Source organism: Erwinia sp. GW821-FHT03D09, from assembly GCF_059420805.1.
Genome location: NZ_JBWKUK010000019.1, coordinates 15,890 through 40,994, shown reverse-complemented (window position 1 = coordinate 40,994; position 25,105 = coordinate 15,890). Strand labels below are relative to the sequence as shown.

Below are 25,105 nucleotides of genomic sequence, written 5' to 3'. Positions count from 1 at the left end.
ACGACTAAGCGATGAGACACGGGGCCATCGGTTCAATACGTCCAGCGTTACTTTGCCCGCAGCTTTGTCCCTAATGTAAGAATAATGAGTAAGTTACGATGAAAAGAATGTTGATAAACGCAACTCAGCAGGAAGAGTTGCGTGTGGCTCTCGTAGACGGCCAACGCCTGTACGATCTGGATATTGAAAGCCCAGGACACGAACAGAAGAAAGCCAACATCTACAAAGGCAAGATTACCCGCATTGAACCCAGCCTTGAAGCCGCCTTCGTTGATTACGGTGCTGAAAGACACGGTTTCCTACCTCTGAAAGAAATCTCCCGCGAATATTTCCCCGCTAACTATTCCGCTCACGGCCGCCCTAATATCAAGGACGTACTCCGTGAAGGTCAGGAAGTTATTGTCCAGATTGATAAAGAAGAACGTGGCAACAAAGGTGCTGCGTTAACCACCTTTATAAGCCTGGCGGGAAGCTATCTGGTTCTGATGCCGAACAACCCCCGTGCTGGCGGTATTTCACGCCGTATTGAAGGTGATGACCGCACTGAACTGAAAGAGGCACTCTCTTCGCTGGAACTGCCGGATGGGATGGGACTGATCGTTCGCACCGCCGGTGTCGGTAAATCAGCCGAAGCGCTGCAGTGGGATCTGAGCTTCCGCATGAAGCACTGGGATGCCATTAAAAAAGCCGCTGACAGCCGCCCTGCTCCGTTCCTGATCCATCAGGAAAGCAACGTGATTGTCCGCGCATTCCGCGACTACCTGCGTCAGGATATCGGTGAAATCCTTATCGATAACCCGAAAGTGCTTGAGCTGGCTCGCCAGCACATTGCCGCTCTCGGACGCCCTGACTTTAGCAGCAAAATTAAACTGTACACCGGTGAGATCCCGCTGTTCAGCCATTACCAGATTGAGTCTCAGATTGAATCCGCCTTCCAGCGAGAAGTGCGTCTGCCATCTGGTGGTTCCATCGTTATCGACAGCACCGAAGCCCTGACCGCTATCGATATCAACTCGGCCCGCGCAACCCGTGGCGGCGACATTGAAGAAACCGCATTTAACACTAACCTTGAAGCGGCCGACGAAATAGCCCGCCAGCTGCGTCTGCGCGACTTGGGCGGTCTGATCGTTATCGACTTCATAGATATGACCCCGGTTCGCCACCAGCGCGCGGTTGAAAACCGCCTGCGCGAAGCGGTGCGCCAGGACCGTGCGCGAATTCAAATCAGCCACATTTCACGATTTGGCCTGCTGGAGATGTCACGTCAGCGCCTCAGCCCGTCACTGGGTGAGTCCAGCCATCACGTCTGCCCACGCTGCAGCGGTACCGGCACCATCCGTGATAACGAGTCGTTGTCTCTGTCTATTCTGCGCCTGATTGAAGAAGAAGCGCTGAAGGAAAACACTAAAGAAGTCCACGCCATCGTTCCAGTGCAGGTTGCGTCCTATCTGCTAAACGAAAAACGCGATGCCGTCAGCGCTATCGAGAAGCGTCAGGGCGGTGTTCGCGCCATTATCGTGCCAAACGATCAGATGGAAACACCGCACTACTCGGTGCTGCGTGTGCGTACCGGCGAAGAAACTCAAACGCTGAGCTATCACCTGCCGAAGCTGCATGAAACCGAAATGGCGCTCCCGTCGGAAGAAGAGCGCGCCGAGCGTAAGCGCCCTGAGCAGCCTGCGCTTGCCGCCTTTGTGATGCCTGATGCACCTCCGGCACCGCAGGAAACCAGCAGCGATGTCACTGCGGTTCCGGTAAGCAAAAAACCGGTTGAAAAAGCCCCAGCAGAACCTGCACAGCCGGGTCTGATTAGTCGCTTCTTTAGCGGTCTGAAAAAGCTGTTTTCCGGTGAAGAAAAAACCGTTGAACAGGCTCAGCCGGTTAGCGAGAAAAAAGCGACCGATAGCGCTGCACCACGTGGCGATCGTCGTAACAATCGTCGTCAGAACAACAATCGTCGCGACCGTAACGGTGAGCGTACTGAACGTAACGATCGTAATGAACGTAACGATCGTAATGAGCGTAACGACCGCAGTGAACGTAGCGATCGCAACGAACGGAACGACCGCAATGCTACTGAGCGTAGCAACGACCGTTATAACGATCGCAATGAGCGTTCTGAACGCAATACCGATCGCAATGACCGTAGCGATCGTAACGACCGCAATACTTCTCGCGATCGTAACAATGAAGCGCGTGAAGGCCGCGATGACAATCGTCGTAACAAACGCAACGTTGCCACGCAGGTTGAGCAGGCAGACGATCGTCAGAATCTGAACGAAGAGAATCGTGCAGAGCAGCAGCCGCGGCGTGAACCTCGCGCAGATCGCCAGCGTCGTCGCCAGGAAGAAAAGCGCCCGGTAGCGCAGGAAGAGAAAGTCATTGAGCAGGCCGTTGCTGCCGTTGATGAAAATATCGATGCGCTGGAAGAAAATGTGCAGGTTATGCCGCGTCGTAAACCGCGTCAGCTGAACCAGAAAGTACGCATTGAAACCGCAGAGCAAACGGCAGCTCGTACCTTCCGCCCGGAAGAGACTGAGGCAGTACCTGCTCCAGCAGCTCAGCCTTCAGCGACAGAAACGCCAAGCGAAAGCTTCGATAATGACGATCGTGACAGCAACAACATGCCGCGTCGTTCACGCCGTTCGCCACGCCATCTGCGCGTTAGCGGTCAGCGTCGTCGTCGCTACCGCGATGAGCGTTACCCAACACAGTCGCCAATGCCGTTGACCAGTGCTGCTGCATCGCCAGAAATGGCATCAGGCAAAGTGTGGATCTCTTACCCGATAGCTCAGGCAAGCGATGAAGTTGAGCACGAACAGTCCGTGGTTCCAGCTTACGGTCATACTGATGTTGACAACGAAACGGCTGATAATAATGCAGCAGGTGAAGTTGCTGCGGCGGCAAGCGTAGCCGTTGCTGCTGCAACTGCTGTTCAACAGTCACCTGCCGTTGCAACTGAAGAACCAGCAGCAACAGAAGTCGTTTCACAGGTTGAATCTGCACCAGCACAGGCAGAAGCACCATCGATAGAGACAGCGCCAACATTAGCTAAAGCTGCTCCTGCGCAGGTTGAAGCACCGTTGGTAGAAGCCGCACCAGTGCAGGGGGAAGCGCCGTCCGAGGAAACTACACCGGTGCAGGAAAAAGTCACGCCAGCGCAGGAAGATGTTGTAACGGCTGATGCCGCCCCGGCTACAGCGATCCCAACGGAAGAAGTTGTGGAATCTGCTCCAGTAATCGAAACACCGATTGCCGCTGCGCCAGTCACCTTCGCCGAAGAAGTTCAGCCAGAAGCCGAGCCGGTTCATATCTCTGAACCGCTGCCGGAAGTGCAACAGCCAGAGGTTACCGTGGTGAACACCGACGAAACCGCCGCTATCGAAACGCCGGCAGCAGAGGTCCCTTCGGTCATTCCTCCAGCCAAAGAGAGCGTTGCCGCTGACACCATCGCCGAAGCCGTATCGGCTGCCGAAGAGCCTCAGGCTGAATTCGCTCCGGTTGATGCCGTTGCGGATATCGTTGAGGAGCAGCAGATCGCTGAAGTAGCAAGCGAACTGGCAGCAGAAGCCCCGACGAGTGTCAGCGCGGAAACCACGCAGCAGTCCGTTGAAGTGCTGAACGCGAACAACGCGGTAAGTGAAGGTGCGCCGACCATTAGCGAACCATATGCGCCAGTACCGGCACGCGATAAGCCGGTAAGTGATGCAGCCGCCTTTGGCAGCTTTAAGCATCACGCCAGTGCGCCAATGACCAGTGCTCCGGCGCCGGCCTATCAGCCAGAACCGGCTCGCAATAGCGACTGGGTACGCCCGGACTTCAACTTTGAAGGCAAAGGCGCGGCAGGCGGGCACTCAGCCACTCATCAGGCTACCGCTCCGGCGACCCGTCCTTAAGCGTCATTCTCTACGCTAAAGTGAAATCCAGCCCCGGCCATTGTGCCGGGGCTTTTTTTATGCCTTCGGGATAAGCATGCTCCCTTCAATCCCTGCAAAACGCGCTTCCCTTAACGCTGCGAACGACGACTCAGACTTCACCAGCAGCAACAGCAGCGTATATTCTAATGGTGGCCCCGATTTAAAAGGACGATAGCTAACAGACAGTATTCCTGGCTGGTATTTGAGGTGCCCCTTCAGCGGGTAATGCAATAAAAGTAACAGGCTATTCTCTGGGAGTAACATCATCAAGCAATGAATCAGTCATTCAATAGCCGGCACTTCTCTCATATTCCCAGGCGAAAAAAATCGCCCGCAGGCGATTCTTTTTCAGCATTAATCCGCATTGTTTAACGCAAGACGCTAAACCACCGTCCGGCGGGCAAAGTCACGCAGCCGAAAGCCCAACAGCATCAGCACGGCAAAGTACACGCCACCGCCCACGGCGCAAACCGCAGCCAGGCGTATCAGACGCCACAGCATATTACCCGTCGCCCAGTCAGGCATCACGTACAGCACGCCAAGCAGCGCAGCGGCCATAGCCAATACGGCGAACAGCAGACGCACCAGGAAGTTGCGCCAGCCAGGCTGCGGCTGGAAGATATCCTGTTTGCGCAGCTGCCAGTAGAGCAGTGCCGCATTGAGACAGGCTGCCAGACCAATTGATAGCGACAGTCCGGCATGCTTCAGCGGGCCAATAAACGCCAGATTCATTACCTGCGTCATCACCAGCGTCACCATGGCGATTTTTACCGGCGTTTTAATGTCCTGCCGCGAGTAAAAACCGGGGGCCAGTACCTTAACCACTATTAGCCCCATCAAACCGACCGAGTAGGCAATCAGCGCGCGCTGGGTCATCACCGCGTCAAACGCGGTGAATTTGCCGTACTGGAAAAGTGCCACGGTTAGCGGCTTAGCCAGTATCCCCAACGCCACCGCGCTCGGTAACGCCAGCAGGAAGCACAGACGCAGGCCCCAGTCCATCAGGCGCGAATATTCGTCCTGGTTACCGCTGGCAAAGCTTTTCGCCAGCGACGGCAGCAGAATAGTACCCAGCGCCACGCCCAGAACACCGGACGGAAACTCCATCAGGCGATCGGCGTAATACATCCAGGAAACGGAACCAGAGGCGAGGAAAGAAGCAAAGATAGTGTTGATGATCAGTGAGATCTGACTAACGGATACGCCGAGGATCGCAGGTCCCATCTGGCGCATCACCCGCCAGACGCCGGCATCTTTCAGGTTAAGCCGCGGTAGTACCAGCATGCCGATTTTTTTCAGATGCGGCAGTTGATAGCCCAGCTGTAATACGCCGCCCGCCACCACCGCCCAGGCCAGTGCCATGACAGGAGGATTGAAGTGCGGTGCAGCAAACAGCGCAAAGCCGATCATGCTGACGTTAAGCAAGGTCGGAGCAAAAGCGGGTACTGAAAAGCGATTCCACGTATTGAGGATCGCCCCGGCCAGCGACGCCAACGAAATCAGCAGGATGTAAGGGAACGTTACCCGCAACAGGGATGAGGTCAACGCAAATTTATCGGCCGTATCGGCGAATCCCGGAGCCGTCACCAGGATCACCCAGGGCGCGGCAAACATACCCAGAAGGGTGATAACCGCCAGCGCCAGGGTCAACAGACCTGATACATAGGCCACGAAGATCCGCGTAGCTTCTTCACCCTGCTTACTTTTATATTCGGCGAGGATCGGCACAAAAGCCTGAGAGAATGCGCCTTCCGCAAAGATCCTGCGCAGCAGGTTAGGTAATTTGAACGCCACAAAAAAGGCGTCGGTGGCCATCCCTGCACCAAAAATTCGCGCCACAATCGCGTCGCGTGCAAATCCCAGCACACGAGAAAACAGGGTCATAGAGCTGACCGCTGCCAGTGATTTCAACAGGTTCATGTGTTTCCTGATTTGAGTTTTCCGGCCATCGGAGCGGCCGGAATATGGTGGGGATAGTCTACGGAAATGAAAGGAAATAACCACTCACGATTGTTACACCCTATAAACCCATCGCCTCTGTCGGGATGCACACAGGGTTAAGGCAATCGGCCGCAATCCGCGTCGCGCCAGAGTTTTTCCACTAAGCGCTGTGCGACCAGCGCCTGCTCACCAGCGATCTCCGGCATTGTCTGATTTTCAATGCTGCGGATAAAATGATGCGCAGCACCAGTAAAACCGCGCTGTTCGAGGGTCGTTTGCCAGCCTGGAATCGGATCGATAACGATACGTCCCCCGATCTCCTGCTGCCAGTCGCGCATATCGTCGATGCGAAATACCGCCCCATCGTCCACCGCCTGTACCGTTTCCATCTGGCTGCCGGCGCGGCGATGCATACTGGTGGTCACCTGGATGTTGCCAACACGGAAATGATGTTCGGCATACAGCAGCTGCCCCTGCGAATTGGTTTGCAGTACACCGCTCTGAAAAACCCCTTCCCCGCCGCTCAGCCAGAGCGCCGTATCCACCACGTGCAGGTAATCATCCAGCAGGGTGAACAGCGCATCCTGCGGCCCTACGCTGTCACTGCGATGTTTATCCATGCGTAGTGAGGCAGGCTGAGAGAGTGCCGCGCGCAGCTGCAGATAGAGCGGCGCAAATCGACGGTTAAAAGCCACCATCAACTTACGGCCTCTCGACGCGGCAAGCTCTACCAACTGTTCTGCTTCATCGTAGGTGGCCGCCAGGGGTTTATCGACGCAGACGTCTACCCCGGCACGTAACAGCATATCAACAATGCCAAAATGGCTGGCGGTACTGCTGTGCACAAATACCGCATCGCTGACCGCAGCCAGATCGTTAAGGGAAGCCAGTAGCGGAATACGGTAAGCGTCACAAACAGACCGCGCTTTTTGTTGATTGGGCGAATACGCGCCTGAAATCGTCCAGCCGTCAGTGCGGGTGAGAACCGGTAGCCAGGCTTTCTGCGCGATGCCACCCAGGCCGACAATACCTACTCTTAGCGCGGCCATTTATTCACCGTCCCGGCTTTCAAGCAGGACGGCCAACTGCTGCTTCAGCTCCGCCACCTCCCGTTCCAGTTGATCCACGCGTGCACTCAGCCCTTCATCAGCAACATCACTGCCGTCATCTGTCAGGCTGGCCTCATCCGGCTCTCCGCTGAAAAGGTGCATATAACGGCTTTCACGCTTGCCGGGTTCCCGCGCCAGGCGAACCACCAGCGCACCGCTTTCGCGGTTGCTCAATCCTTCCAGCGTTTGTTCAACTTCCGCCATAGTGCTAAAGTCATGCATCCGCGAACTACGGGTGCGCAGCTCACCGGGCGTCTGCGCTCCGCGCAACAGCAACGTGGTAATCAGCGCCACTTCAGCCGGGCTGAATTTCAGCTGGCCAAACTCAGAATTGCAGAAACGCTGCTCATATTTCACCACCCGGCTGCCAAAACCACTGATGGCCGTCAGCTGATGTTTTTTAACCAGCAGATCGAGGGTATTTTGCACCTCGCTGTCGCTGAGCGTCATTACCGGTTCACGGTTAGATTTCTGATTGCAGGCGGTAACCACGCCATTAAGCGACATCGGATATTGATCCGGAGTAGTGACCTGCTTTTCCAGCAGGCAGCCAACTACACGCGCTTCGGTCGCGCTGAAAGGACTCTTAATCATGATATCGTTACGCTCCACGCCGTTCAGGCAGCCATTCGTGCCAGGTCAACGCCGTCAGGACATGATCCTGCCAGCGTCCGTCAATTAACAAATAGTCTTTGGCATAGCCTTCTTTTTCAAAGCCGAGGCGCGCCAGTAAATCGCCGCTGCGCTGATTGTGCGGCATATAATTCGCCATAATACGATGCATACGCTGCTGTCGTTGCATATAGCGAATAGCGGTCTGCAGCGCTTCGAACATCATTCCCTGCCCCTGCCACTTTTCCCCCAGTGAATAACCGAGATAGCAGGCGTGAAACGATCCGCGCAGTACATTGCTAAAGTTAGCCACGCCGCGAATTTCATTTTCGTCCGGGTCCATCACCGCGAAATAGAAAGCGCTGCCCTGCTTTTGCATTTCCGCGATCAGTCCAAGCCGCGCCTGCCAGCCGGAGGGATAACAGTGGCTGTCATCGCGAACCGGTTCCCAGGGTTTAAGAAATGCCCGGTTCTCAGAATAGTAATCAGCCAGGCGCCAGGCATCACGCTCATGGACCAGCCGCACGACCAGCCGGTCGGTAGTCAGGCGCACTTTCGGCGCAACGGTACGATAGCCAAACATCTTTTCTCCTGAAATCCGTGGCCGGGTCAATATTCTCACTCATCAGGCCGGTCGCACCCGCAGGTACTGGCCTCGCTGTCTGCCACTATACCTGCCATCAGAATCCCTGGAAAATACTGACAGCAAAAAATGTGTGAAACAAACATGAAAAATACAGATGGATAAGAACAGGGCCCACGTAGCATTTTTAAATAGTCAGACATATTCAGTTGTGATTTTCCCTCAGGGTAATCGGCTTTGTCCTGGTGACGAATCAAGCCACATGGTGCATGCTATCCCTCCGGTCGGATTGGAAATTGCCGGTGTAATAACAGAGGATAATTATGAAAAAACGTTATTTAGGTCTGTGTGCCCTGCTGTTAGCAGGCGTGCTCACCGGCTGTAATCAGATTGCACAGTACAGTATCAGCGAGCAGGAAATTAATCAGGCGCTGGTTAAGCATAATAACTATGAAAAACAGATCGGCGTCCCTGGCCTGGTTGATGCGCATATTGTTCTCAACGACCTGAACAGTCAGATCGGTCGCGAAGAACCCAATAAAGTCACACTGACGGGAAATGCCAAAGTGAACATCAGCTCGCTTTTCGGCCCACAGCAGGCGGATATGAAGCTGAAAATGAAAGCGCAACCTACCTTTGATGCCGCCGCGGGTGCCATCTATTTGAAAGATATGGAACTGGTTGACGTTGAGGTACAGCCGGAAAAAATGCAGGGTGTGCTGAAAACGCTGACTCCTTATCTCAATGAATCACTGAAAAACTACTTCAATCAGAAACCGGCCTATGTGTTAAGTACCGACCGCAGTAAGGCGGAATCACTGGCCAAACGCTTTGCCAAAGGGCTGGAAGTGAAGCCCGGCGAGCTGGTGATCCCTTTCACTGACTGATGTCATTACGGTACGGAGGCTTTCCGTACCGTTTTTCACTTATCCGCCATAAACTTGGTGCATTCCCTTCGCTTTATCCCTATCCTTAGTACCCGGCCAAAACCTGCTATTACCTTTCTCTTTTGCCGGAGCACATCGCATGACCACACAACCTCAGCAGTTAATTATTCGCCGCCCTGACGACTGGCATATCCATCTGCGCGATGGAGATATGCTGGAAGCGGTAGTGCCCTTTACCAGTGAGGTCTGTGGCCGAGCGATTGTGATGCCAAACCTGGTGCCGCCGGTGACCAGCGTCGCCGCCGCCCGCGCCTACCGTGAGCGTATTCTGGCTGCGGTACCTGCCGGGCACGCATTTACCCCGCTGATGACCTGCTATCTTACCGATGGCCTCGATCCTGATGAAATCGAAAAAGGCTTCCGCGAGGGCGTATTTACCGCCGCGAAACTTTACCCTGCGCATGCCACCACCAACTCAGCTCACGGCGTGACCAGCATCGCCACCATTGCTACCGTGCTGGAGCGGATGCAAAAAATCGGCATGCCGCTGCTAATCCACGGTGAAGTGACCGATGCACATATCGATATCTTTGATCGCGAAGCCCGCTTTATCGAAACCGTGCTGCAACCGCTGCGCAAGCAATTCCCGGAGTTAAAAGTGGTGTGCGAACATATCACTACCAAAGAAGCTGCTGCTTTTGTTCTGGAAGGCAACGAGTTCCTTGGCGCCACTATTACCCCTCAGCATTTGATGTTTAACCGAAACCACATGCTGGTCGGTGGCGTTCGCCCGCACCTGTATTGCCTGCCGATTCTGAAGCGTAATATCCACCAGCAGGCACTGCGTGATGCGGTCGCCAGCGGCAACCGTCGCTTCTTCCTCGGCACCGATACTGCTCCGCACACCCGCGATCGCAAAGAAGCCAGCTGCGGCTGCGCCGGGGTATTCAATGCACCGTCCATGCTGTCGGCCTACGCGACGGTGTTTGAAGAAATTGGTGCGCTGGAGCACTTTGAGGCATTTTGTTCTGAAAATGGCCCGAACTTCTACGGCCTGCAGCTGAACGAGGGTACCATCACGCTGGAACGCCAGCCATGGACCGTGGCGGAAAGCGTTGCTGTCGGTAACGATGGCCATACCGTCATTCCATTCCTCGCCGGCGAAACCCTCAACTGGCGCGTTAAAGCATAAGCATTTTTAGCTGATGCAGTGATTGCCTTTGGTTAACTTACTGTATATATTTACAGTAAATTAGCCGGAGGCTCTCATGCGTGTAGAAGTCACTGTAGCAAAAACCACCTCACTGCCTGCTGGCGCGATTGAAGCGCTGACGCAGGAGCTCAGCAAAAGAATTGATAAACAGTTCCCAGACGGCACCAATACCATTTCGGTGCGCTACGCCGGTGCCAATAGCCTGACGGTGATGGGCGGGGGTAAAGAAGCGAAGGATCTCATTAGCGAAATTTTACAGGAAACCTGGGAAAGCGCCGACGACTGGTTTATTACCGATTAAGCCCTGCCTTTTTATATTGTCTTTCTGCGCGATCGCGGCCATCCAGGGGATAGACGACGTTCAAATTATCCCCTAATCTGAATCACTCATCCCGCCGTTGTTTATTACCGAGGTGTCGTTAATGGTCCATGACAATCCTGAGCAGGCAATGACTTTTGGGGAGCTCCTGGAAGTGATCGGCGAGCAACAGCGCCGCCTTACCGTGTTGGAAAACGCATTCTCCTGGCTGACCTTTTGCCTGGATGACAAAGCTAATCAGCTGTTAATACACAGTCTGCGGCTGGAAGGTCAAAATCAGAACCGCGACGAGCAGCTGCAAAAACACTTCATCAGCTTTGCCGATGATATCGAAAAACGGCTGGGTTTTTCTGCCACACCACCGGACACCCACGAGTGAGATAATTCTGTTTTAAGGGCTGGGGTGACTATTTTTCACTCGCATCAGTACAATTAATATTCAAACAACGTTCTACTGATTACCGTTAAAAAATATAATTCTGTCATACTAAAAAGTGCTGTTATAATTACAAAGCTGCAATAAAAGAAGCCGCATTGAACCTCGATAAATAACTTCGTTGTCATCATTAACACGAGTAAAAAGGGGGTTATAATGGACAGAAACAACAAAGATGTCATCCAGACACATCCCCTCATTGGGTGGGATATCAGTACAGTAGACAGCTACGATGCAATGATGATTCGTCTGCATTCCTTGTCCTCCAACGAGCAACACCGTGATGAAGCGGAAGTCGGCCAGACCTATTGGCTGACCACAGATGTCGCTCGCCAGTTTATTTCCATCCTTGAAGCTGGCATTGCCAAGATCGAAGCGACCGATTACCAGGACCGCGATTACAAAAAACACTGATCTTTAATCTGTTCAACACCAACAGGCACCCCACTGGGTGCCTTTTTCATACCCGCAATAATTTGTTATTCTGCACGGAATAGTGTTCCAACCAGAGGCCGGGTAAAAATGGTTTACGATTTAATTGTGGTAGGCAGTGGTTCCGTTGGGGCCGCCGCCGGGTGGTATGCAACACGTGCCGGGCTGAAAGTGCTGATGATTGACCGTGCCCACCCTCCCCATACGGCAGGTAGCCATCATGGCGAAACCCGACTGATTCGCCATGCCTACGGCGAAGGCGCGCGCTATGTACCAATGGTGCTCCGCGCCCAGCAGCTTTGGGATACGCTGGAGAAAGAGTGTGGCGAACAAATTATGCATCGCAGCGGCGTGCTGAATTTGGGGCCGGAAAACGCCGAGTTCATCCAAAACGTGATGAGCAGCGCGCACGAGTTTAATCTTGAGGTGCAGATACTGCGCGGTGAAGAGATAACCACCCGCTGGCCGCAGATCAGCGTGCCTCAGGGCTATATTGGGGTCTTTGAGTCGCGTTCCGGCTATCTGAAATCCGAACTCGCCATCAAAAACTATATCCGCCTGGCAAAAGAGGCGGGCTGCGCCCAGCTGTTTAACTGCGAGGTTAGTGCGATCGATGAACAGGATGGCCTGCAGACAGTCACTACACCTGAAGGCGTCTATCAGGCACGTAAGCTGCTGTTGAGCGCCGGAACCTGGGTCAAAACGCTTTATCCTTCCCTGCCGGTCACCCCGGTACGTAAAGTGTTTGCCTGGCACCAGGCGGATGGCCGGTACAGTGAGAACAACAAGTTCCCGGCGTTCACTGCCGAAATGCCGAACGGCATTCACTATTACGGTTTCCCGGCGGACAATAACGCCATTAAAATCGGCAAACACGAAGGTGGGCAGCCGATTGATACTCCTGAACAGCGCAAGCCGTTTGGCAGCGTGGCGGAAGACGGCAGCGAACTGTTCGGTTTTTTACGCCAGTTCCTGCCGGGCGTTGGCGTTTGCCTGCGCGGTGAGTCCTGCACCTATGACAACTCGCCGGATGAGGATTTCATTATTGATACCTTCTCCGCTCACCCTGACCGGATGATTATCACCGGCTTAAGCGGGCACGGGTTTAAGTTCGTCAGTGTGCTGGGCGAGATTGCCGCACAGTTTGCCGCAGGCAAAAGCAGCGAGTTTGATTTAACGCCGTTCAGCCTTACCCGTTTTTCCTAATAAAAACGGCTCAATTCTGAGCCGTTTTTATTTGCATAGTTTCTGCTGAACATTACTTCTTGATTTCGCTCGCCAGCGCTTTCTGACTACGCAGGCGCAGCTTATTGACCAGACGGTGCGCCTCGGCACGGCTGCCAACCGAAGGGGCAGAACCACGCAGCGGCTTACGTGCCGTTTCGCGCAGGGTGAAGACGGTAATCACACCAATCGCGCCGGCTCCCATAAGGTAGTATGCCGGCATCAGGTGATTACCGGTTTTCTCCACCAGCCAGGTGGTGACCAGCGGAGTGGTACCGCCGAACAGCGAAACCGAGAGGTTAAAACCTATCGCCAGCGCACTGTAGCGAATATCGGTTGCAAAGAGTGCAGGTAGCGTGGCCGGCATTGAACCGCTGAAGCAGGTATGCAGCGCACCGAGAATAATCAATCCGATGAAGACCAGCAGCATATTCCCCGTGCCAATTAACATCATGCAGGGGATCGCCAACAGGATCAGTCCAACCGCACCGCCCCAGATAACCGGACGACGACCAAGACGATCGTTCCAGTGCCCCCAGAACAGCGTCAGCGGCATCATGACAAACATCACCACCAGAATAAGCAGCAGGCTGCTTAACTCGCTCAGACCGAGTATGCCGGTCAGATAGCTCGGCATATATGAGGTCAGCATATAGTTTGAGACGTTAAACAGCAGCACCAGGCCAATACACTTCAGCATCTGCGCTCTATAAGTCTTCAACATCGCCCACAGCCCCATCTGCGGCTTGCTGTGCTCAAGCTGCTCCTGTTTTTCCATATGCTTCTGAAACGCCGGGGTTTCTTCCAGCTTTAGTCGGATATAGAGGCCAAACAGTCCCAGCGGCGCCGCGATAAAGAACGGGATGCGCCAGCCCCAGTCGAGCAGCGCCTGCTCAGGCATCACCGCTGTCAGGCAGGTTACCAACCCAGCTCCCAGCAGGTACCCGCCGAGCGTACCGAACTCCAGCCAGCTACCCATAAAGCCACGGCGCTCATCGGTAGAATATTCCGCGATAAAAGTAGCCGCACCGCCGTACTCGCCACCGGTAGAGAAGCCCTGCAGCAAACGTGCCAGCAGCAGCAGTACCGGAGCATAGATGCCGATTGAGGCATACCCGGGGATCAGGCCGATACAGAATGTGCCAATCGACATCAAAATCATAGTCAGTGCCAGTACTTTCTGGCGGCCAATGCGATCGCCCAACGGGCCGAACACTAAGCCTCCCAGAGGCCGAACCAGAAATGCTGCAGCAAACGCGCCAAATGTGGCTAACAGCTGAGCGGCAGGGCTACCGCCGGGGAAGAAGACCTTACCTATGGTCACGGCAAGATAGCTATAGACGCCAAAATCAAACCACTCCATGGCGTTACCCAGCGCAGCCGCACCCACGGCGCGCTTAAGCATGTCCTTATCGACGATGGTGATGTCGTCAACGCTCAGCTCTTTTTTAGCTGATTTTTTTTGCCAGAAATGTTTTTTTTGCGATGCATTGTGAACGGATAAGTTGCTCATAGCGCTCCCTGTCACGCAGTAGATTGAGCAGCCTTATAGCTTTCTTCACCAGATCGAGCAGGAATACATAAAGGGGAAGAAAGCTATAACGCAGCGAAATGTGAGATGGCGGTAAGCAACGAATACCGCTGGCACCCTTGCTTACGTATCTTTAATGCATACAAAACTCCGAAATAATTAAAATTAACCGCATTTTAAGCCAAATTACATAAATTCAGTGTGATTAACAAATATCAAAATATCACTTCTTGGTTTTTTCCACCACTGAAACTATACACAAGAGAAAGATATTAGTATTTTTAATATATCTTTATCAGCAAAGATTGACAAAAAATGACAAATAATTGACAATAGTCGATAAAACAAACAAAAAAATAGAATATGTTTTTGCAATACCGAAATGGTTAAAGTTCAACCACAAAACCATAAAACTTCCACTAACCTGCAAAAACAAACTGGTTTACTGAGTGTTTTTTGTGATTAATATTCAAATAATTTGACATAAAAAATTATTTTGTCATTAGGGGAAATTAGCTATTGATTTTAACCTTTCACTTGGCCAGTCTTAATAAAAAAATGACAATCGGTGAATTATGCAGTGGAAAAATAGTGTTACCCGTTATGGCTCTCTGAGCATCAGTTTGCACTGGCTGGTTGCCATCGCCGTCTATGGCATGTTCGCACTCGGACTCTGGATGGTGACACTCGGCTATTACGATACCTGGTATCACAAAGCACCAGAGCTGCATAAAAGTATCGGTATGGTGCTGTTCGCCGTAATGCTCATGCGGGTGGTATGGCGTTTTATCTCCCCACCGCCAAAGCCGCTCAGCAGCTACTCTCCGCTCACCCGTTATAGTGCGATTGCAGCGCATCTTCTGCTGTATGGCGTGCTGTTTGCTATTTTGTTTAGTGGCTATCTGATCTCTACCGCTGAAGGAAAACCGATAAATGTCTTCGGCGTGGTTCCCGTTCCTGCCGCGTTTTCCAACCTCGGTGAACAGGCGGATCTGGCCGGGGATATCCATCTCTGGCTGGCCTGGGCTGTGGTTATCCTGTCAGGACTTCACGGGCTTGCCGCACTGAAGCACCACTTTATTGATAAAGATATTACGTTGAAACGGATGCTGGGTTTTCGCATCGATTAACCTTTGGAGAAGGAGAAGTCTCGTGTTAAAGAATACTATTCTAGGATTAACCACCGCAGCACTACTGATGACCGCCGGTACTGCCGCAGCGGCTGATTATAAAATTGATAAAGAAGGCCAGCACGCCTTCGTTCAGTTCCGCATTAAACACCTTGGCTACAGCTGGCTGTACGGCAGCTTTAAAGATTTCGACGGGGGGTTCACCTACGATCAGGCCGATCCTTCCAAAGATAAAGTCAACGTAACGATCAATACCGGCAGCGTCGATACCAATCATGCCGAGCGCGATAAACACCTGCGTAGCGCAGATTTCCTTAACGCCAGTAAATTCCCGCAGGCGACCTTCACCTCAACCGGCGTATCGAAAAATGGCGATGCGCTGAACGTGGACGGTAATCTGACGTTGAACGGCGTGACTAAACCGGTGAAGCTGGAAGCGAAGCTGACTGGAGAAGGTAAAGATCCATGGGGCGGCGAGCGAGCAGGCTTCGAGGCAACCGGCAAATTTGCCCTGAAAGATTTTAATATCAAATCCGATTTAGGCCCGGCTTCGCAGGAAGTTGAGTTGATTATTTCCGTTGAGGGCGTGCGCCAGTAAGCACGGAGATCGCCACCTTCCCATCGGGGAGGGTGGCGTTTCACTGAAAATTACTCTTCCGGAATATGCATCGTGGTACTGAGCAGACCACGAGACTTATTGAAGATTTTATTGCCATTCTCACGGCCAGCACGGCGGGAACGCTGCTCTTCCGGCGACAGCGCCAGCTCTTCCATGCAAAGCGGGCTACAGCAGTGATTGAATTTCTCGGCGCAGCTCGGGCACTGGATAAACAGCAGATGACATCCGTCGTTCAGGCAGTTCACGTGCGTATCGCACGGTGCGCCGCACTGGTGGCAGTTGGCGATCACATCTTCTGAGATGCGCTCCCCCATTCGCTCGTCAAAGACAAAGTTTTTGCCCTTAAAACGCACCGGCAGCCCCTGCTCACGGGCACGACGCGCGTACTCAATAATGCCGCCTTCAATATGATAGACGTTCTCAAAGCCGTTATGGCGCATCCACGCGCTGGCCTTTTCACAACGAATTCCGCCGGTGCAGTACATGACGATTTTTTTGTCTTTGTCCTGCTGCAGCATATCCACGGCCATCGGCAGCTGATCGCGGAAGGTATCCGCCGGGATCTCCATCGCATTGTCGAAGTGACCCACTTCGTATTCATAATGGTTACGCATATCAACGAAAACGGCTTGCGGATCGTCAAGCATGGCATTCACTTCAGCCGCTTTCAGATAGGCACCCACGTCGCTGGCGTCAAAAGTATCATCGGTAATCCCATCGGCAACAATGCGCTCGCGGACTTTAAGACGCAGCACCCAGAAGGATTTACCATCGTCATCCAACGCGATGTTCATCCGCAGGTTATCCAACTGTGCATGGAACGCATACAGCATGGATTTCATGGTTTCATACTGGCTGGCCGGAACGCTGATCTGAGCATTAATACCTTCAGCGGCGACATAAACGCGGCCAAAAACCTTCAGTTTGGTCAGCGCAACATAAAGCGCATCGCGGAAGGCTTTTGGATTATCAATGTTGAAATACTTATAGAAAGATACTGTGGTACGCGGCTCGGTTTCAGCCAGCATGCGTGCCTTCAGCTCTTCATTGGAAACAAGGTTATGTAACACTGGCATGGTGTTCGTTCCTGAATTCTGAAAGAGAGAAATTTTTGCGGCGCTATCATACCTGAATTATGGCGAATTGCACTTCCCGTTGTTGCCCCTGTTCGGTTCGCGGATTGACAACGCCTCATCGACTTTCTAAGCCGATTCAGTCGGATAAAAGTCCATCACCTAAATTTCAGTACCAGGAAAAAACCACAGGCACATGCTATGATCTTCTTCGTCGGGGATGGTGTCAGCCATTTGCGGCCTGTTAAGACCCGAATAACTTAGTAATCAAGGTGAGATTATTGGGAAGCATTAGGTTTTATTAAAATAATTAGCACCTTGTTTTTCGAGCAAAAATCACCCAAACAGCGCGTTATTTCGCAGGATATACACTAAATGGCACAATAGGCCATAAATAAACCCCCATGGACAGGATAACATTTCCCCCTTTACGATCTGGAAACTCATGACTCAGCTGCCCCAATTTAGCCGCGCATTGCTGCATCCTCGTTATTGGTTTACCTGGTTGGGTATCGCCCTGCTTTATGTTCTGGTCCTGTTACCCTATCCGGTGTTGTATTACACCGGATGTGGCCTCGGACGTCTTTCTATGCGCTTTCTTAAACGCCGCGTTAGCGTCGCCAGACGTAATCTGGAACTATGCTTCCCGGAGATGCCTGTTGCCGAGCGTGAAGCCATGGTGGTTCGCAATTTCGAGTCGCTGGGAATGGGACTGATTGAGACCGGGATGGCCTGGTTCTGGCCGGACTGGCGGGTAAGCCGCTGGTTTCAGGTCAGGGGACTTGAGCATATTGCTAAAGCGGCAACGGATAAAAAGGGGGTGTTGCTGATCGGCATGCATTTCCTGACGCTGGAGCTGGGCGCGCGCATTTTCGGTATCCATAACCCCGGTATTGGCGTTTATCGCCCGAATGACAACGCGCTCCTGGACTGGCTGCAAACCTGGGGACGTATGCGTTCCAATAAGAGTATGCTGGACCGCAAGGATCTTAAGGGAATGATTCGCGCGCTTAAAAATGGCGACATTATCTGGTACGCGCCGGACCACGATTACGGCCCCAAAAGCAGCGTCTTTGTACCCTTTTTTGCCGTTGAGCAGGCCGCCTCCACCAAAGGCAGCTATCTGTTAATCCGCAGCGGTAATCCGGCGGTCATTCCTTTCGTACCTCGTCGGCTGCCGTCCGGGAAAGGTTATGAGATGGTGATCCTGCCGGAAGAACAGGATATACCACTGGAAAATGAAAGCGCCACCGCAGCACGAATGAATAAGATTGTAGAACACGGCGTACTGATGGCCACTGAGCAGTATATGTGGCTGCACCGCCGTTTTAAAACTCGCCCGGAAGGCGAGCCTTCGCTCTACTGATCTGCTGTTTTTTTCCTGCCAGACCGCTTTACCGGGCTGGCAGGCACTCCTCAAACCGTTAACGATTTAGAACGTAATGTCCCCGGCAATACCGCCAACGAACGCGTCCTGCACCTGATCGACACCGCCCGGTTTAGTAATCAGCTGTAAATTAGGCCTGATGCTTAACCAACGCGTTGCCTTCACATTGTAGTAAACCTCGTAGTTCCACTCAGACCCTTTCTGCAGCGGCATATAAGACATATCGTGATAGTCGCTGACCCCTTTATCCTGGTTCTGCTCATTGCGCATCTTCGCATAGTCGTGGTTGACGTGGATGCGCGCCATGCCGATACCAATTTCATCCTTCGGACGCGCATCGAACGGCCCGGCCCATGTTAAGGCGAGCGACTGGTAGTTATCCAACTTTGAAGTTCGGTGATCGTTCATGATGTACTGGAAATTAATGCCCAGGCCACGAGTATTATCACCGTCGGTAGCGGTAAGTTGTTGTTCAGCTAACAAATAACCACCGTAGGCATGATTTGTCTTGCCGTATTTCCCGTCATGCCAGCTGCTGTAATTACCGCCGCTCGTTGAGCTGTAATAGCCGCCCAGACGATAGTTACCCTGGAGTTTGTCGGCACCTAATTTTGGCTGCCAACCAAGTTCCATCGGTACCAGATTTCCCTCGCCGTGGCGCATATCAAAGCGAAAGCCGTTGGCTTTGGTGTTGTTGACCTTGTTCTGATTATAAATACCTACCTGCAGATAAAGATCTTCAGGCAGATTCAGTTTCACCCTTCCGCCCCACTGTGATATCGGGGCGTTAAACCAGCGATCGTTACGCCAGTGTCCAGGCTGTCCGCTCCCCATTGCCCAGTTCTGGAACATCCCCAGTTTTGCCGTATCAAAGTCTTCGTTGGTGGTTACACGCCCCAGTTTTACGTCCAACCAGTTATTGAACAGGCTTTGATTTAACCAGAATTGCGTCAGGCGCAGATAATCACCACGCGCGGAGATCCCCTGCACGTTAGATAAACCGCCAGTGCGCGGATCGTTAATATGAGAGGTTAAATTTTCACCGGAACGATTGGTGATTGTGGCCTGGAAGGTTCCTCCCTGCCAGTTCAACAATTTATCCAGATCGAGCGTGCTGCCAAAGGTCCACTGATCGGCATAACGCATGGTGGTTGCCGTACGATATCCCCCCGCCAGGTTCGCGGCGGATTGCATGGTATAGCCCACCTGAAAATCAACGCCGTCATCAGCCAGCTTCTGGCGATATCCGCCCCAGTCCCCCAGAAGCCAGGGAGAGTTCAGCGAAAATGGCGGGGTATCAGCAAGTGCGGAAAACGAAACCAGTGCAAGTCCCAGAGGTAGCAGTCCGGCCTTTTTCTTTTTCCAGGGTTTACGCGTGGTTAAAATCCTTGCCATATCAGTCATCCTTAAATAGTGAGAGTTCGGGGCGACAGGCTGCCTGGCAGCACATCACTGTGCGCGGCGCTAATTAACCACTTCTCAGGCACTTTCCTTTATTTAAATCGTGCGCTCAGCGGATAAACCGCACAGAGCCGCGTAGACATCGGTGCCTTCGGATGCAGATTACTGCGGTACGGCAACACCATCAGCACATCTGGCAAAAAATTCCTCATCGCCTCCTTGCATCTTGAAACACAGCGATAACACTTAACGATGTTTTTACTTAAACGCCAGCAAGGAGAAGTACATGACCCTTTATGCAACTCTGGAAGAAGCCATCGACGCCGCTCGCGAAGAGTATCTTGCCGCGAATCCGGAAGTGATTGAGGAAGAAGCGTCCGTTGAACAGTTCGCGATGCAGAAATATGTGATGCGGGATGGCGACATCATGTGGCAGGTGGAGTTTTTCACTAACGAAGGTGATGAAGGTGAATGCCTGCCGCTGCGCAGCGGTGAGGCAGCACAGGCAATTTTTGACGGTGACTTCGATGAGATCGAACTTCGTCAGGAGTGGCTGGCTGAAAATACCCTACACGAATGGGATGAGGGCGAATTTCAGCTGGTGCCGCCTGAAGGTACTGAAGAAGCCGATGCCGCCGCTAAGGAGTGGGAGGATGATAACACTGAGTCTGACCGCTGGGCGTAGGCTTCCGCCAGGCCAAACCCCGGAGTGCTATTCGTAAGGTCCGTGTTTAGCATCAATCGGCAGCAACAGGGTATCAACAACCAACGAAAGCGGGAGATCGATGATGGTCAGAAAGCGCCATGGCGTGTCCCTGACGTCCCACTGTACACCCGGATAGTATTGATTGCCGTGTCCCTGCCCGGGCACGGCTCTGCTGATAATACTGCCGCACCCGCTCAACACCAGCACGCAAAGACTAACCGTTAAACCACGTAAGAACATACTCACCGCATCGCACTTTAGGGTAAAAAACGCACTATTCTACTCACAGTTTCACATCACGCCATAGCCCGTAGTGAAAATTATGCGTAAATCCTCGATCGACAGGGATAAAAAAAGCCGGGGCGCATCCCGGCTTTTTATTCACCCGCACCGGCTAAGGCGCGGTTTTACTGAAATGACTTCGCATTATTTAACGCCAGCGGATTGAGCGGCAGCGTGTGGTAATGATCCAACCAGTCGTGATATTTATCCGCGTTCTGCCACAGGCGATAATGCATCCGCGACAGTGTGACCGGGTCGCTCAGCAGCGCAAGGCGGCTGTCGCGACCCAGCTTAGCCGGTGACTGGCTCAGCGCCTGCTCAACGCGACGGTCACGGGCATAGTCGAGGATATCGCTTTTCAGGTGGCGAGACGTTGCCATCGCACTGGCCAGCGCGTTAAACGACGGGTGGAACATCGCATGCATAAAGCCGTTATCCAGCGCGCGCTCGCGATTCAGCTCCACATAGCGATCGGTATCCAGCAGTTCCTGCGGCGGCTGATACTCTTCCGGAATAAGGAACAGTTTACCGCGCTTCGACGCCTGGCCAAGCGTGCGACGGCTGGACCACACCGAAACGAACGGCGACAGGATCAGCGAGAAGACAATCGGCGACAGCCACCAGAGGAAGTTCAGATCCAGCCAGCCCATCCCCCCGGCCCACACCAGGCCGAGCAGCATCTGCGAACCATGACGCTTAAAGGCTTCGCTCCACGGCGTAGCATCATCATCACGCTGCGGTGAATTCCACACCACTTCCCAGCCGAGGAATGCGCTAACCACAAACACCGTATGGAACAGCATACGCACCGGTGCCAGCAACACCGAGAACAGCATTTCCAGGAACAGCGAGGCCAGCACGCGCAGAGCTCCACCGTAAGGTTTCGCCCCCTTGCACCACACCAACACTACGCTCAGCAGCTTCGGCAGGAACAATAGCACCAGCGTGGTCGAGAACAGCGCGATTGCCAGCTCAGGACGCCACTGCGGCCAGACCGGGAATAGCTGCCTTGGCTGCAGGAAGTACTGCGGCTCCATCAGTGTGTGAACCACCTGCAGCGCCGTTGATAGCGCAAGGAACATAAACCACAGCGGTGCGGAGAGATAGGACATCACACCCGTCAGGAATACCGCACGGTGTACCGGGTGCATACCTTTGACCAGGAACAGGCGGAAGTTCATCAGGTTACCATGGCACCAGCGGCGGTCACGCTTCAACTCATCAAGCAGGTTTGGCGGCAGCTCTTCATAAGAGCCCGGGAGATCGTAAGCGATCCATACTCCCCAGCCCGCACGACGCATCAGCGCAGCTTCAACGAAGTCGTGGGACAGGATCGAACCGGCGAAAGACCCTTCGCCCGGCAGCGGAGCCAGCGCACAGTGCTCGATAAACGGCTTAACGCGAATAATGGCGTTATGCCCCCAGTAATGCGACTCACCCAGCTGCCAGAAGTGCAGACCGGCAGTAAACAGCGGACCGTATACGCGGGTAGCAAACTGCTGGCAGCGCGCATAAAGCGTATCCATGCCGGAAGCCTTTGGCGAAGACTGGATAATACCGGCGTTCGGGTTAGCTTCCATCATTCGCACCAGGCCATTAAGGCACTCGCCGCTCATCACACTGTCGGCGTCCAGTACGACCATGTAGCTGTACTGGCTGCCCCAGCGGCGGCAGAAGTCATCGATGTTACCGGATTTGCGCTTCACACGGCGGCGGCGGCGGCGATAGAAAATACGCCCCTCCCCTCCCACGTCACGCACCAGCTCCATCCACGCCTTTTGTTCTGCCATGCAGATATCCGGATTGTAGCTGTCACTCAGAATATAGACGTCGTAATGCTGCTGTTCACCGGAACGCACTACCGATTCCCAGGTCGCACGCAGACCGGCGAAGACGCGTTCCACATCTTCGTTGCAAATCGGCATAATCAGCGCGGTACGGTGTTCCGGGTTGATCGGCTCGTCACCGGTCGTCTTATAGGAAATACTGTACTTATCCTTGCCGATCAGCAGCTGCAGGAAGCCCATTAGCGCGGTCCAGAATCCTGCGGAAACCCAACAGAACAGGATGGCAAACAGGAACAGAATCCCGGTTTGCAGCACGTAAGGCAGGATCTGCAACAGCGACTGCTGCCAGTTCTGATTGATCATATCCATCGGATCGATCAACGCCCATCCCTGGTAAGGCAGGATAGTCTTCATATACCAGGTAGCAATTACCGTCTGGAAAACGGTGAGGAGCAGCAAAATATAGCGACGAATGGAGCCGACATAGCGCCAGTTATCTTCGCTCTTTTGCTCTTCCTTAGTGGCATAGCGATGAGTACTTTTGCGCCCACGCAGCGAGTCCCACGCTCGGGCAACCGGGTTGGTACGCCACTCCTCGGGATACATTGAGGAACGAGTATGCGGCGGCATAGCCTTGAGCGTAGTACGGTTAAGTGCATCCTGATCGAACTGACGGCCTTCATCAATTGACTCGGGCCAGCTCATTTCAACGCGTGCCTTTACCGACTGCTGAGGGACATCATCAGCACGGATGTCAGACGGAGCTTCACCCGCCAGATCAAAATGCAGCTGGCTGAAGCTCTCTTTACCACGCAGTTCCCCCTGCCGTTCAGGGGGAAGCGGCAGCGCGTCAATGTATTCAACGGGTATCTCGGTTGTCTTATTCATTGGCAGGCAGCTGGTAGCTCCAGGTTTCTGTCAGCGTCTTATCACCGTTAACCAGTGCAGCACGCATCTCAGTCGGCTGTTTATTGTCTTTCACTCGCAGACGCATTACCAGGCGCCAGCCTTTAGTGACCGGATTATAGCGAACGCTGTTCTCAACCAGCTCACCGTTATTGCCGATACTTACCTGCGGCGTTACCGGCGTATCCTGCGCCAGTTTGCTCATTTCCGGGCCGACAAAGTCAACAATAAAGGCAACGGTACCGTCCGGCTGGCGTACCAGATTAGACTGCTTAACATCGCCAGTGGAGCGCAACGTGTCTTTCACGTAGGCCGTCTCCGGCGAATGCAGCAGGTTTTCATCACGGGTGAAGTGCAGGCGGTAGGAGAAGTTCATCTCTTTACCCGGTTCAGGCAGACTTTCCGGGCTCCAGAACGCCACGATGTTATCGTTAGTTTCATCGGTGGTTGGGATCTCTACCAGTTCAACACGACCTTTACCCCAGTCGCCTTTTGGCTCAATCCAGCCGCTTGGGCGCAGATCGTAGCGATCGTCCAGATCCTGATACAGGTTGAAATCACGCCCGCGCTGCAGCAGACCGAATCCACGCGGGTTCTCCACGGTAAAGGTGCTGACGGCAAGGTGACGAGGATTGTTCAGCGGACGCCAGATCCATTCACCATTACCAGCATGAATCGACAGGCCGTTTGAATCGTGCAGCTCTTTACGATAGTTGGTCACCGGCGACGGCTGATTTGCACCGAAGAGGTACATGCTGGTCAGCGGCGCAATCCCCAGTTTACCCACTTTGTCGCGCAGATAGACTTTTGAAGTGACATCGACAGTGCTGTCTTTACCTGGAGAGATCAGGAAGCGATAAGCACCGGTCGCACGCGGTGAGTCCAGCAGCGCATAGATAACCAAATGCTTATCCTGCGGTTTCGGGCGCTCAATCCAGAACTCCTTAAAGCGCGGGAACTCTTCACCGGACGGCAGTGCGGTATCAATCGCCAGACCGCGTGCGGACAGGCCGTACACCTGGCCCGCGCCGATGACACGGAAATAGCTTGCACCGAGGAAGCTGCTGATCTCGTCTTTCTTGTCTTTACTGTTTAACGGGTACAGAACCTTAAATCCGGCAAAGCCGAGATTCTTAACCGTATCCGGATCGTGCGGCACATTGCCAAAATTGAAATAGTCCGGTGAGTATTTAATGGCCCGAACGCTGTTGGCGGTCACTTCATTGAGTTTGACCGGCAAATCGAAATACATGCCCTGGTGATAGAATTCAAGCTTAAATGGCGTCTTCAGCTTACCCCAGTAGGCTTTGTCATGATTGAACTGAATCTGCTGATAGTCGGCATATTTCATATCGCGCAGCTGAGAAGGCAGATTACTCTTCGGCGCTTCGTAACCTTTACCGGCCAAATCCTTTGCCTGTTTTGCAACATCGTCAATACTAAACGCCCATCCCGAATTGGCATACATCGCAAGCAAAACTGCAGCACCAACCCAACGTAGCTGCATGAGTTTTGGTTTTTTGTTCATTTTAATCAGCACATCCCCCCCTTTACGGGTGCGAAAATCAATCCTAAACATCTTAATGGATAATTAAGCATTCCGACAGCAT

General features: G+C 53.2%; 21 protein-coding genes. 11 read left to right on the top strand and 10 right to left on the bottom strand.

From position 1 onward, the window contains the following. Positions 1-98 precede the first annotated feature (98 nt). Positions 99-3,896, top strand: a complete 3,798-nt coding sequence (gene rne, locus AC07U6_RS18105; protein WP_494762284.1) for a ribonuclease E — start codon at positions 99-101, stop codon at positions 3,894-3,896. Positions 3,897-4,298: 402 nt separating this feature from the next. On the opposite strand, the gene murJ is transcribed toward rne, so the two are convergent. From murJ to rimJ, 4 genes are all read right to left on the bottom strand, one after another. Continuing rightward, complete coding sequence (murJ, locus tag AC07U6_RS18100; RefSeq protein WP_494762283.1) at positions 4,299-5,837, bottom strand: murein biosynthesis integral membrane protein MurJ; 1,539 nt, start codon at positions 5,835-5,837, stop codon at positions 4,299-4,301. A 137-nt stretch (positions 5,838-5,974) separates the two neighbouring features. Next, positions 5,975-6,907 (bottom strand): Gfo/Idh/MocA family protein, encoded by a 933-nt coding sequence (locus AC07U6_RS18095; protein ID WP_494762282.1) that lies wholly within the window; start codon positions 6,905-6,907, stop codon positions 5,975-5,977. Next, complete coding sequence (locus AC07U6_RS18090) at positions 6,908-7,561, bottom strand: DUF480 domain-containing protein (protein ID WP_494762281.1); 654 nt, start codon at positions 7,559-7,561, stop codon at positions 6,908-6,910. A gap of 7 nt (positions 7,562-7,568) precedes the next feature. Next, a complete protein-coding gene (gene rimJ / locus AC07U6_RS18085; RefSeq protein WP_494762280.1) occupies positions 7,569-8,162 on the bottom strand; it encodes a ribosomal protein S5-alanine N-acetyltransferase in 594 nt (197 codons plus the stop codon). A 323-nt stretch (positions 8,163-8,485) separates the two neighbouring features. On the opposite strand from rimJ, the gene AC07U6_RS18080 reads away from it, so the two are divergent. From AC07U6_RS18080 to solA, 6 genes are all read left to right on the top strand, one after another. Next, complete coding sequence (locus tag AC07U6_RS18080; protein ID WP_494762279.1) at positions 8,486-9,049, top strand: lipoprotein; 564 nt, start codon at positions 8,486-8,488, stop codon at positions 9,047-9,049. Positions 9,050-9,188: 139 nt separating this feature from the next. Continuing rightward, a complete protein-coding gene (gene pyrC / locus AC07U6_RS18075; protein WP_494762278.1) occupies positions 9,189-10,241 on the top strand; it encodes a dihydroorotase in 1,053 nt (350 codons plus the stop codon). A 76-nt stretch (positions 10,242-10,317) separates the two neighbouring features. Further along, positions 10,318-10,563, top strand: a complete 246-nt coding sequence (gene dinI / locus AC07U6_RS18070; protein WP_205065177.1) for a DNA damage-inducible protein I — start codon at positions 10,318-10,320, stop codon at positions 10,561-10,563. A 121-nt stretch (positions 10,564-10,684) separates the two neighbouring features. Further along, positions 10,685-10,960: a hypothetical protein gene (locus AC07U6_RS18065; RefSeq protein ID WP_494762277.1), complete on the top strand. Its 276-nt coding sequence runs from the start codon at positions 10,685-10,687 to the stop codon at positions 10,958-10,960. Between the two features lie 213 nt (positions 10,961-11,173). After that, positions 11,174-11,431 carry a biofilm formation regulator BssS gene (bssS, locus tag AC07U6_RS18060; protein WP_494762276.1) on the top strand — a complete coding sequence of 86 codons (258 nt, stop codon included), beginning with the start codon at positions 11,174-11,176 and terminating at the stop codon, positions 11,429-11,431. 108 nt (positions 11,432-11,539) lie between these two features. Further along, entirely contained in the window at positions 11,540-12,655 is a 1,116-nt protein-coding gene (solA, locus tag AC07U6_RS18055; RefSeq protein WP_494762275.1) for an N-methyl-L-tryptophan oxidase, read from the top strand. 52 nt (positions 12,656-12,707) lie between these two features. Here the strand turns inward: solA and proP are convergent, their stop codons facing one another. Beyond that, on the bottom strand, positions 12,708-14,186 hold the full coding sequence (proP, locus tag AC07U6_RS18050) for a glycine betaine/L-proline transporter ProP (RefSeq protein WP_494762274.1): 1,479 nt from the start codon (positions 14,184-14,186) through the stop codon (positions 12,708-12,710). 593 nt (positions 14,187-14,779) lie between these two features. On the opposite strand from proP, the gene AC07U6_RS18045 reads away from it, so the two are divergent. Both AC07U6_RS18045 and AC07U6_RS18040 read left to right on the top strand, forming a co-directional pair. Continuing rightward, positions 14,780-15,334: a cytochrome b gene (locus AC07U6_RS18045; protein ID WP_494762273.1), complete on the top strand. Its 555-nt coding sequence runs from the start codon at positions 14,780-14,782 to the stop codon at positions 15,332-15,334. A gap of 22 nt (positions 15,335-15,356) precedes the next feature. Next, positions 15,357-15,932 carry a YceI family protein gene (locus tag AC07U6_RS18040; RefSeq protein ID WP_494762272.1) on the top strand — a complete coding sequence of 192 codons (576 nt, stop codon included), beginning with the start codon at positions 15,357-15,359 and terminating at the stop codon, positions 15,930-15,932. Positions 15,933-15,982: 50 nt separating this feature from the next. Here the strand turns inward: AC07U6_RS18040 and trhO are convergent, their stop codons facing one another. Beyond that, entirely contained in the window at positions 15,983-17,029 is a 1,047-nt protein-coding gene (gene trhO / locus AC07U6_RS18035; protein WP_494762271.1) for an oxygen-dependent tRNA uridine(34) hydroxylase TrhO, read from the bottom strand. Between the two features lie 442 nt (positions 17,030-17,471). Here trhO and AC07U6_RS18030 point away from each other — a divergent pair, with 442 nt between their 5' ends. Beyond that, positions 17,472-18,392 carry a Kdo(2)-lipid IV(A) acyltransferase gene (locus tag AC07U6_RS18030; RefSeq protein WP_494762270.1) on the top strand — a complete coding sequence of 307 codons (921 nt, stop codon included), beginning with the start codon at positions 17,472-17,474 and terminating at the stop codon, positions 18,390-18,392. 66 nt (positions 18,393-18,458) lie between these two features. On the opposite strand, the gene AC07U6_RS18025 is transcribed toward AC07U6_RS18030, so the two are convergent. After that, positions 18,459-19,808, bottom strand: a complete 1,350-nt coding sequence (locus tag AC07U6_RS18025; protein ID WP_494762269.1) for a carbohydrate porin — start codon at positions 19,806-19,808, stop codon at positions 18,459-18,461. 292 nt (positions 19,809-20,100) lie between these two features. Between AC07U6_RS18025 and AC07U6_RS18020 the strand changes: the two genes are divergently transcribed. Next, the gene (locus AC07U6_RS18020) at positions 20,101-20,499 is read left to right on the top strand and encodes a MysB family protein (protein WP_494762268.1); all 399 of its coding nucleotides are present in this window, start codon (positions 20,101-20,103) and stop codon (positions 20,497-20,499) included. A 27-nt stretch (positions 20,500-20,526) separates the two neighbouring features. Here AC07U6_RS18020 and AC07U6_RS18015 read toward each other — a convergent pair whose 3' ends face one another. From AC07U6_RS18015 to AC07U6_RS18005, 3 genes are all read right to left on the bottom strand, one after another. Beyond that, a complete protein-coding gene (locus AC07U6_RS18015) occupies positions 20,527-20,760 on the bottom strand; it encodes a YceK/YidQ family lipoprotein (RefSeq protein WP_494764466.1) in 234 nt (77 codons plus the stop codon). Between the two features lie 167 nt (positions 20,761-20,927). Further along, the gene (mdoH, locus tag AC07U6_RS18010; protein WP_494762267.1) at positions 20,928-23,477 is read right to left on the bottom strand and encodes a glucans biosynthesis glucosyltransferase MdoH; all 2,550 of its coding nucleotides are present in this window, start codon (positions 23,475-23,477) and stop codon (positions 20,928-20,930) included. After that, positions 23,470-25,023: a glucan biosynthesis protein G gene (locus tag AC07U6_RS18005; RefSeq protein WP_494762266.1), complete on the bottom strand. Its 1,554-nt coding sequence runs from the start codon at positions 25,021-25,023 to the stop codon at positions 23,470-23,472. The genes mdoH and AC07U6_RS18005 overlap by 8 nt, the downstream gene beginning before the upstream one ends. Positions 25,024-25,105: the final 82 nt, after the last annotated feature.

Coding starts and splice junctions, on each gene's coding strand:
- rne (WP_494762284.1), top strand. CDS start 99: ATGAAAAGAATGTTGATAAACGCAACTCAGCAGGAAGAGTTGCGTGTG.
- murJ (WP_494762283.1), bottom strand. CDS start 5,837: ATGAACCTGTTGAAATCACTGGCAGCGGTCAGCTCTATGACCCTGTTT.
- AC07U6_RS18095 (WP_494762282.1), bottom strand. CDS start 6,907: ATGGCCGCGCTAAGAGTAGGTATTGTCGGCCTGGGTGGCATCGCGCAG.
- AC07U6_RS18090 (WP_494762281.1), bottom strand. CDS start 7,561: ATGATTAAGAGTCCTTTCAGCGCGACCGAAGCGCGTGTAGTTGGCTGC.
- rimJ (WP_494762280.1), bottom strand. CDS start 8,162: ATGTTTGGCTATCGTACCGTTGCGCCGAAAGTGCGCCTGACTACCGAC.
- AC07U6_RS18080 (WP_494762279.1), top strand. CDS start 8,486: ATGAAAAAACGTTATTTAGGTCTGTGTGCCCTGCTGTTAGCAGGCGTG.
- pyrC (WP_494762278.1), top strand. CDS start 9,189: ATGACCACACAACCTCAGCAGTTAATTATTCGCCGCCCTGACGACTGG.
- dinI (WP_205065177.1), top strand. CDS start 10,318: ATGCGTGTAGAAGTCACTGTAGCAAAAACCACCTCACTGCCTGCTGGC.
- AC07U6_RS18065 (WP_494762277.1), top strand. CDS start 10,685: ATGGTCCATGACAATCCTGAGCAGGCAATGACTTTTGGGGAGCTCCTG.
- bssS (WP_494762276.1), top strand. CDS start 11,174: ATGGACAGAAACAACAAAGATGTCATCCAGACACATCCCCTCATTGGG.
- solA (WP_494762275.1), top strand. CDS start 11,540: ATGGTTTACGATTTAATTGTGGTAGGCAGTGGTTCCGTTGGGGCCGCC.
- proP (WP_494762274.1), bottom strand. CDS start 14,186: ATGAGCAACTTATCCGTTCACAATGCATCGCAAAAAAAACATTTCTGG.
- AC07U6_RS18045 (WP_494762273.1), top strand. CDS start 14,780: ATGCAGTGGAAAAATAGTGTTACCCGTTATGGCTCTCTGAGCATCAGT.
- trhO (WP_494762271.1), bottom strand. CDS start 17,029: ATGCCAGTGTTACATAACCTTGTTTCCAATGAAGAGCTGAAGGCACGC.
- AC07U6_RS18030 (WP_494762270.1), top strand. CDS start 17,472: ATGACTCAGCTGCCCCAATTTAGCCGCGCATTGCTGCATCCTCGTTAT.
- AC07U6_RS18025 (WP_494762269.1), bottom strand. CDS start 19,808: ATGGCAAGGATTTTAACCACGCGTAAACCCTGGAAAAAGAAAAAGGCC.
- AC07U6_RS18020 (WP_494762268.1), top strand. CDS start 20,101: ATGACCCTTTATGCAACTCTGGAAGAAGCCATCGACGCCGCTCGCGAA.
- AC07U6_RS18015 (WP_494764466.1), bottom strand. CDS start 20,760: ATGTTCTTACGTGGTTTAACGGTTAGTCTTTGCGTGCTGGTGTTGAGC.
- mdoH (WP_494762267.1), bottom strand. CDS start 23,477: ATGAATAAGACAACCGAGATACCCGTTGAATACATTGACGCGCTGCCG.
- AC07U6_RS18005 (WP_494762266.1), bottom strand. CDS start 25,023: ATGAACAAAAAACCAAAACTCATGCAGCTACGTTGGGTTGGTGCTGCA.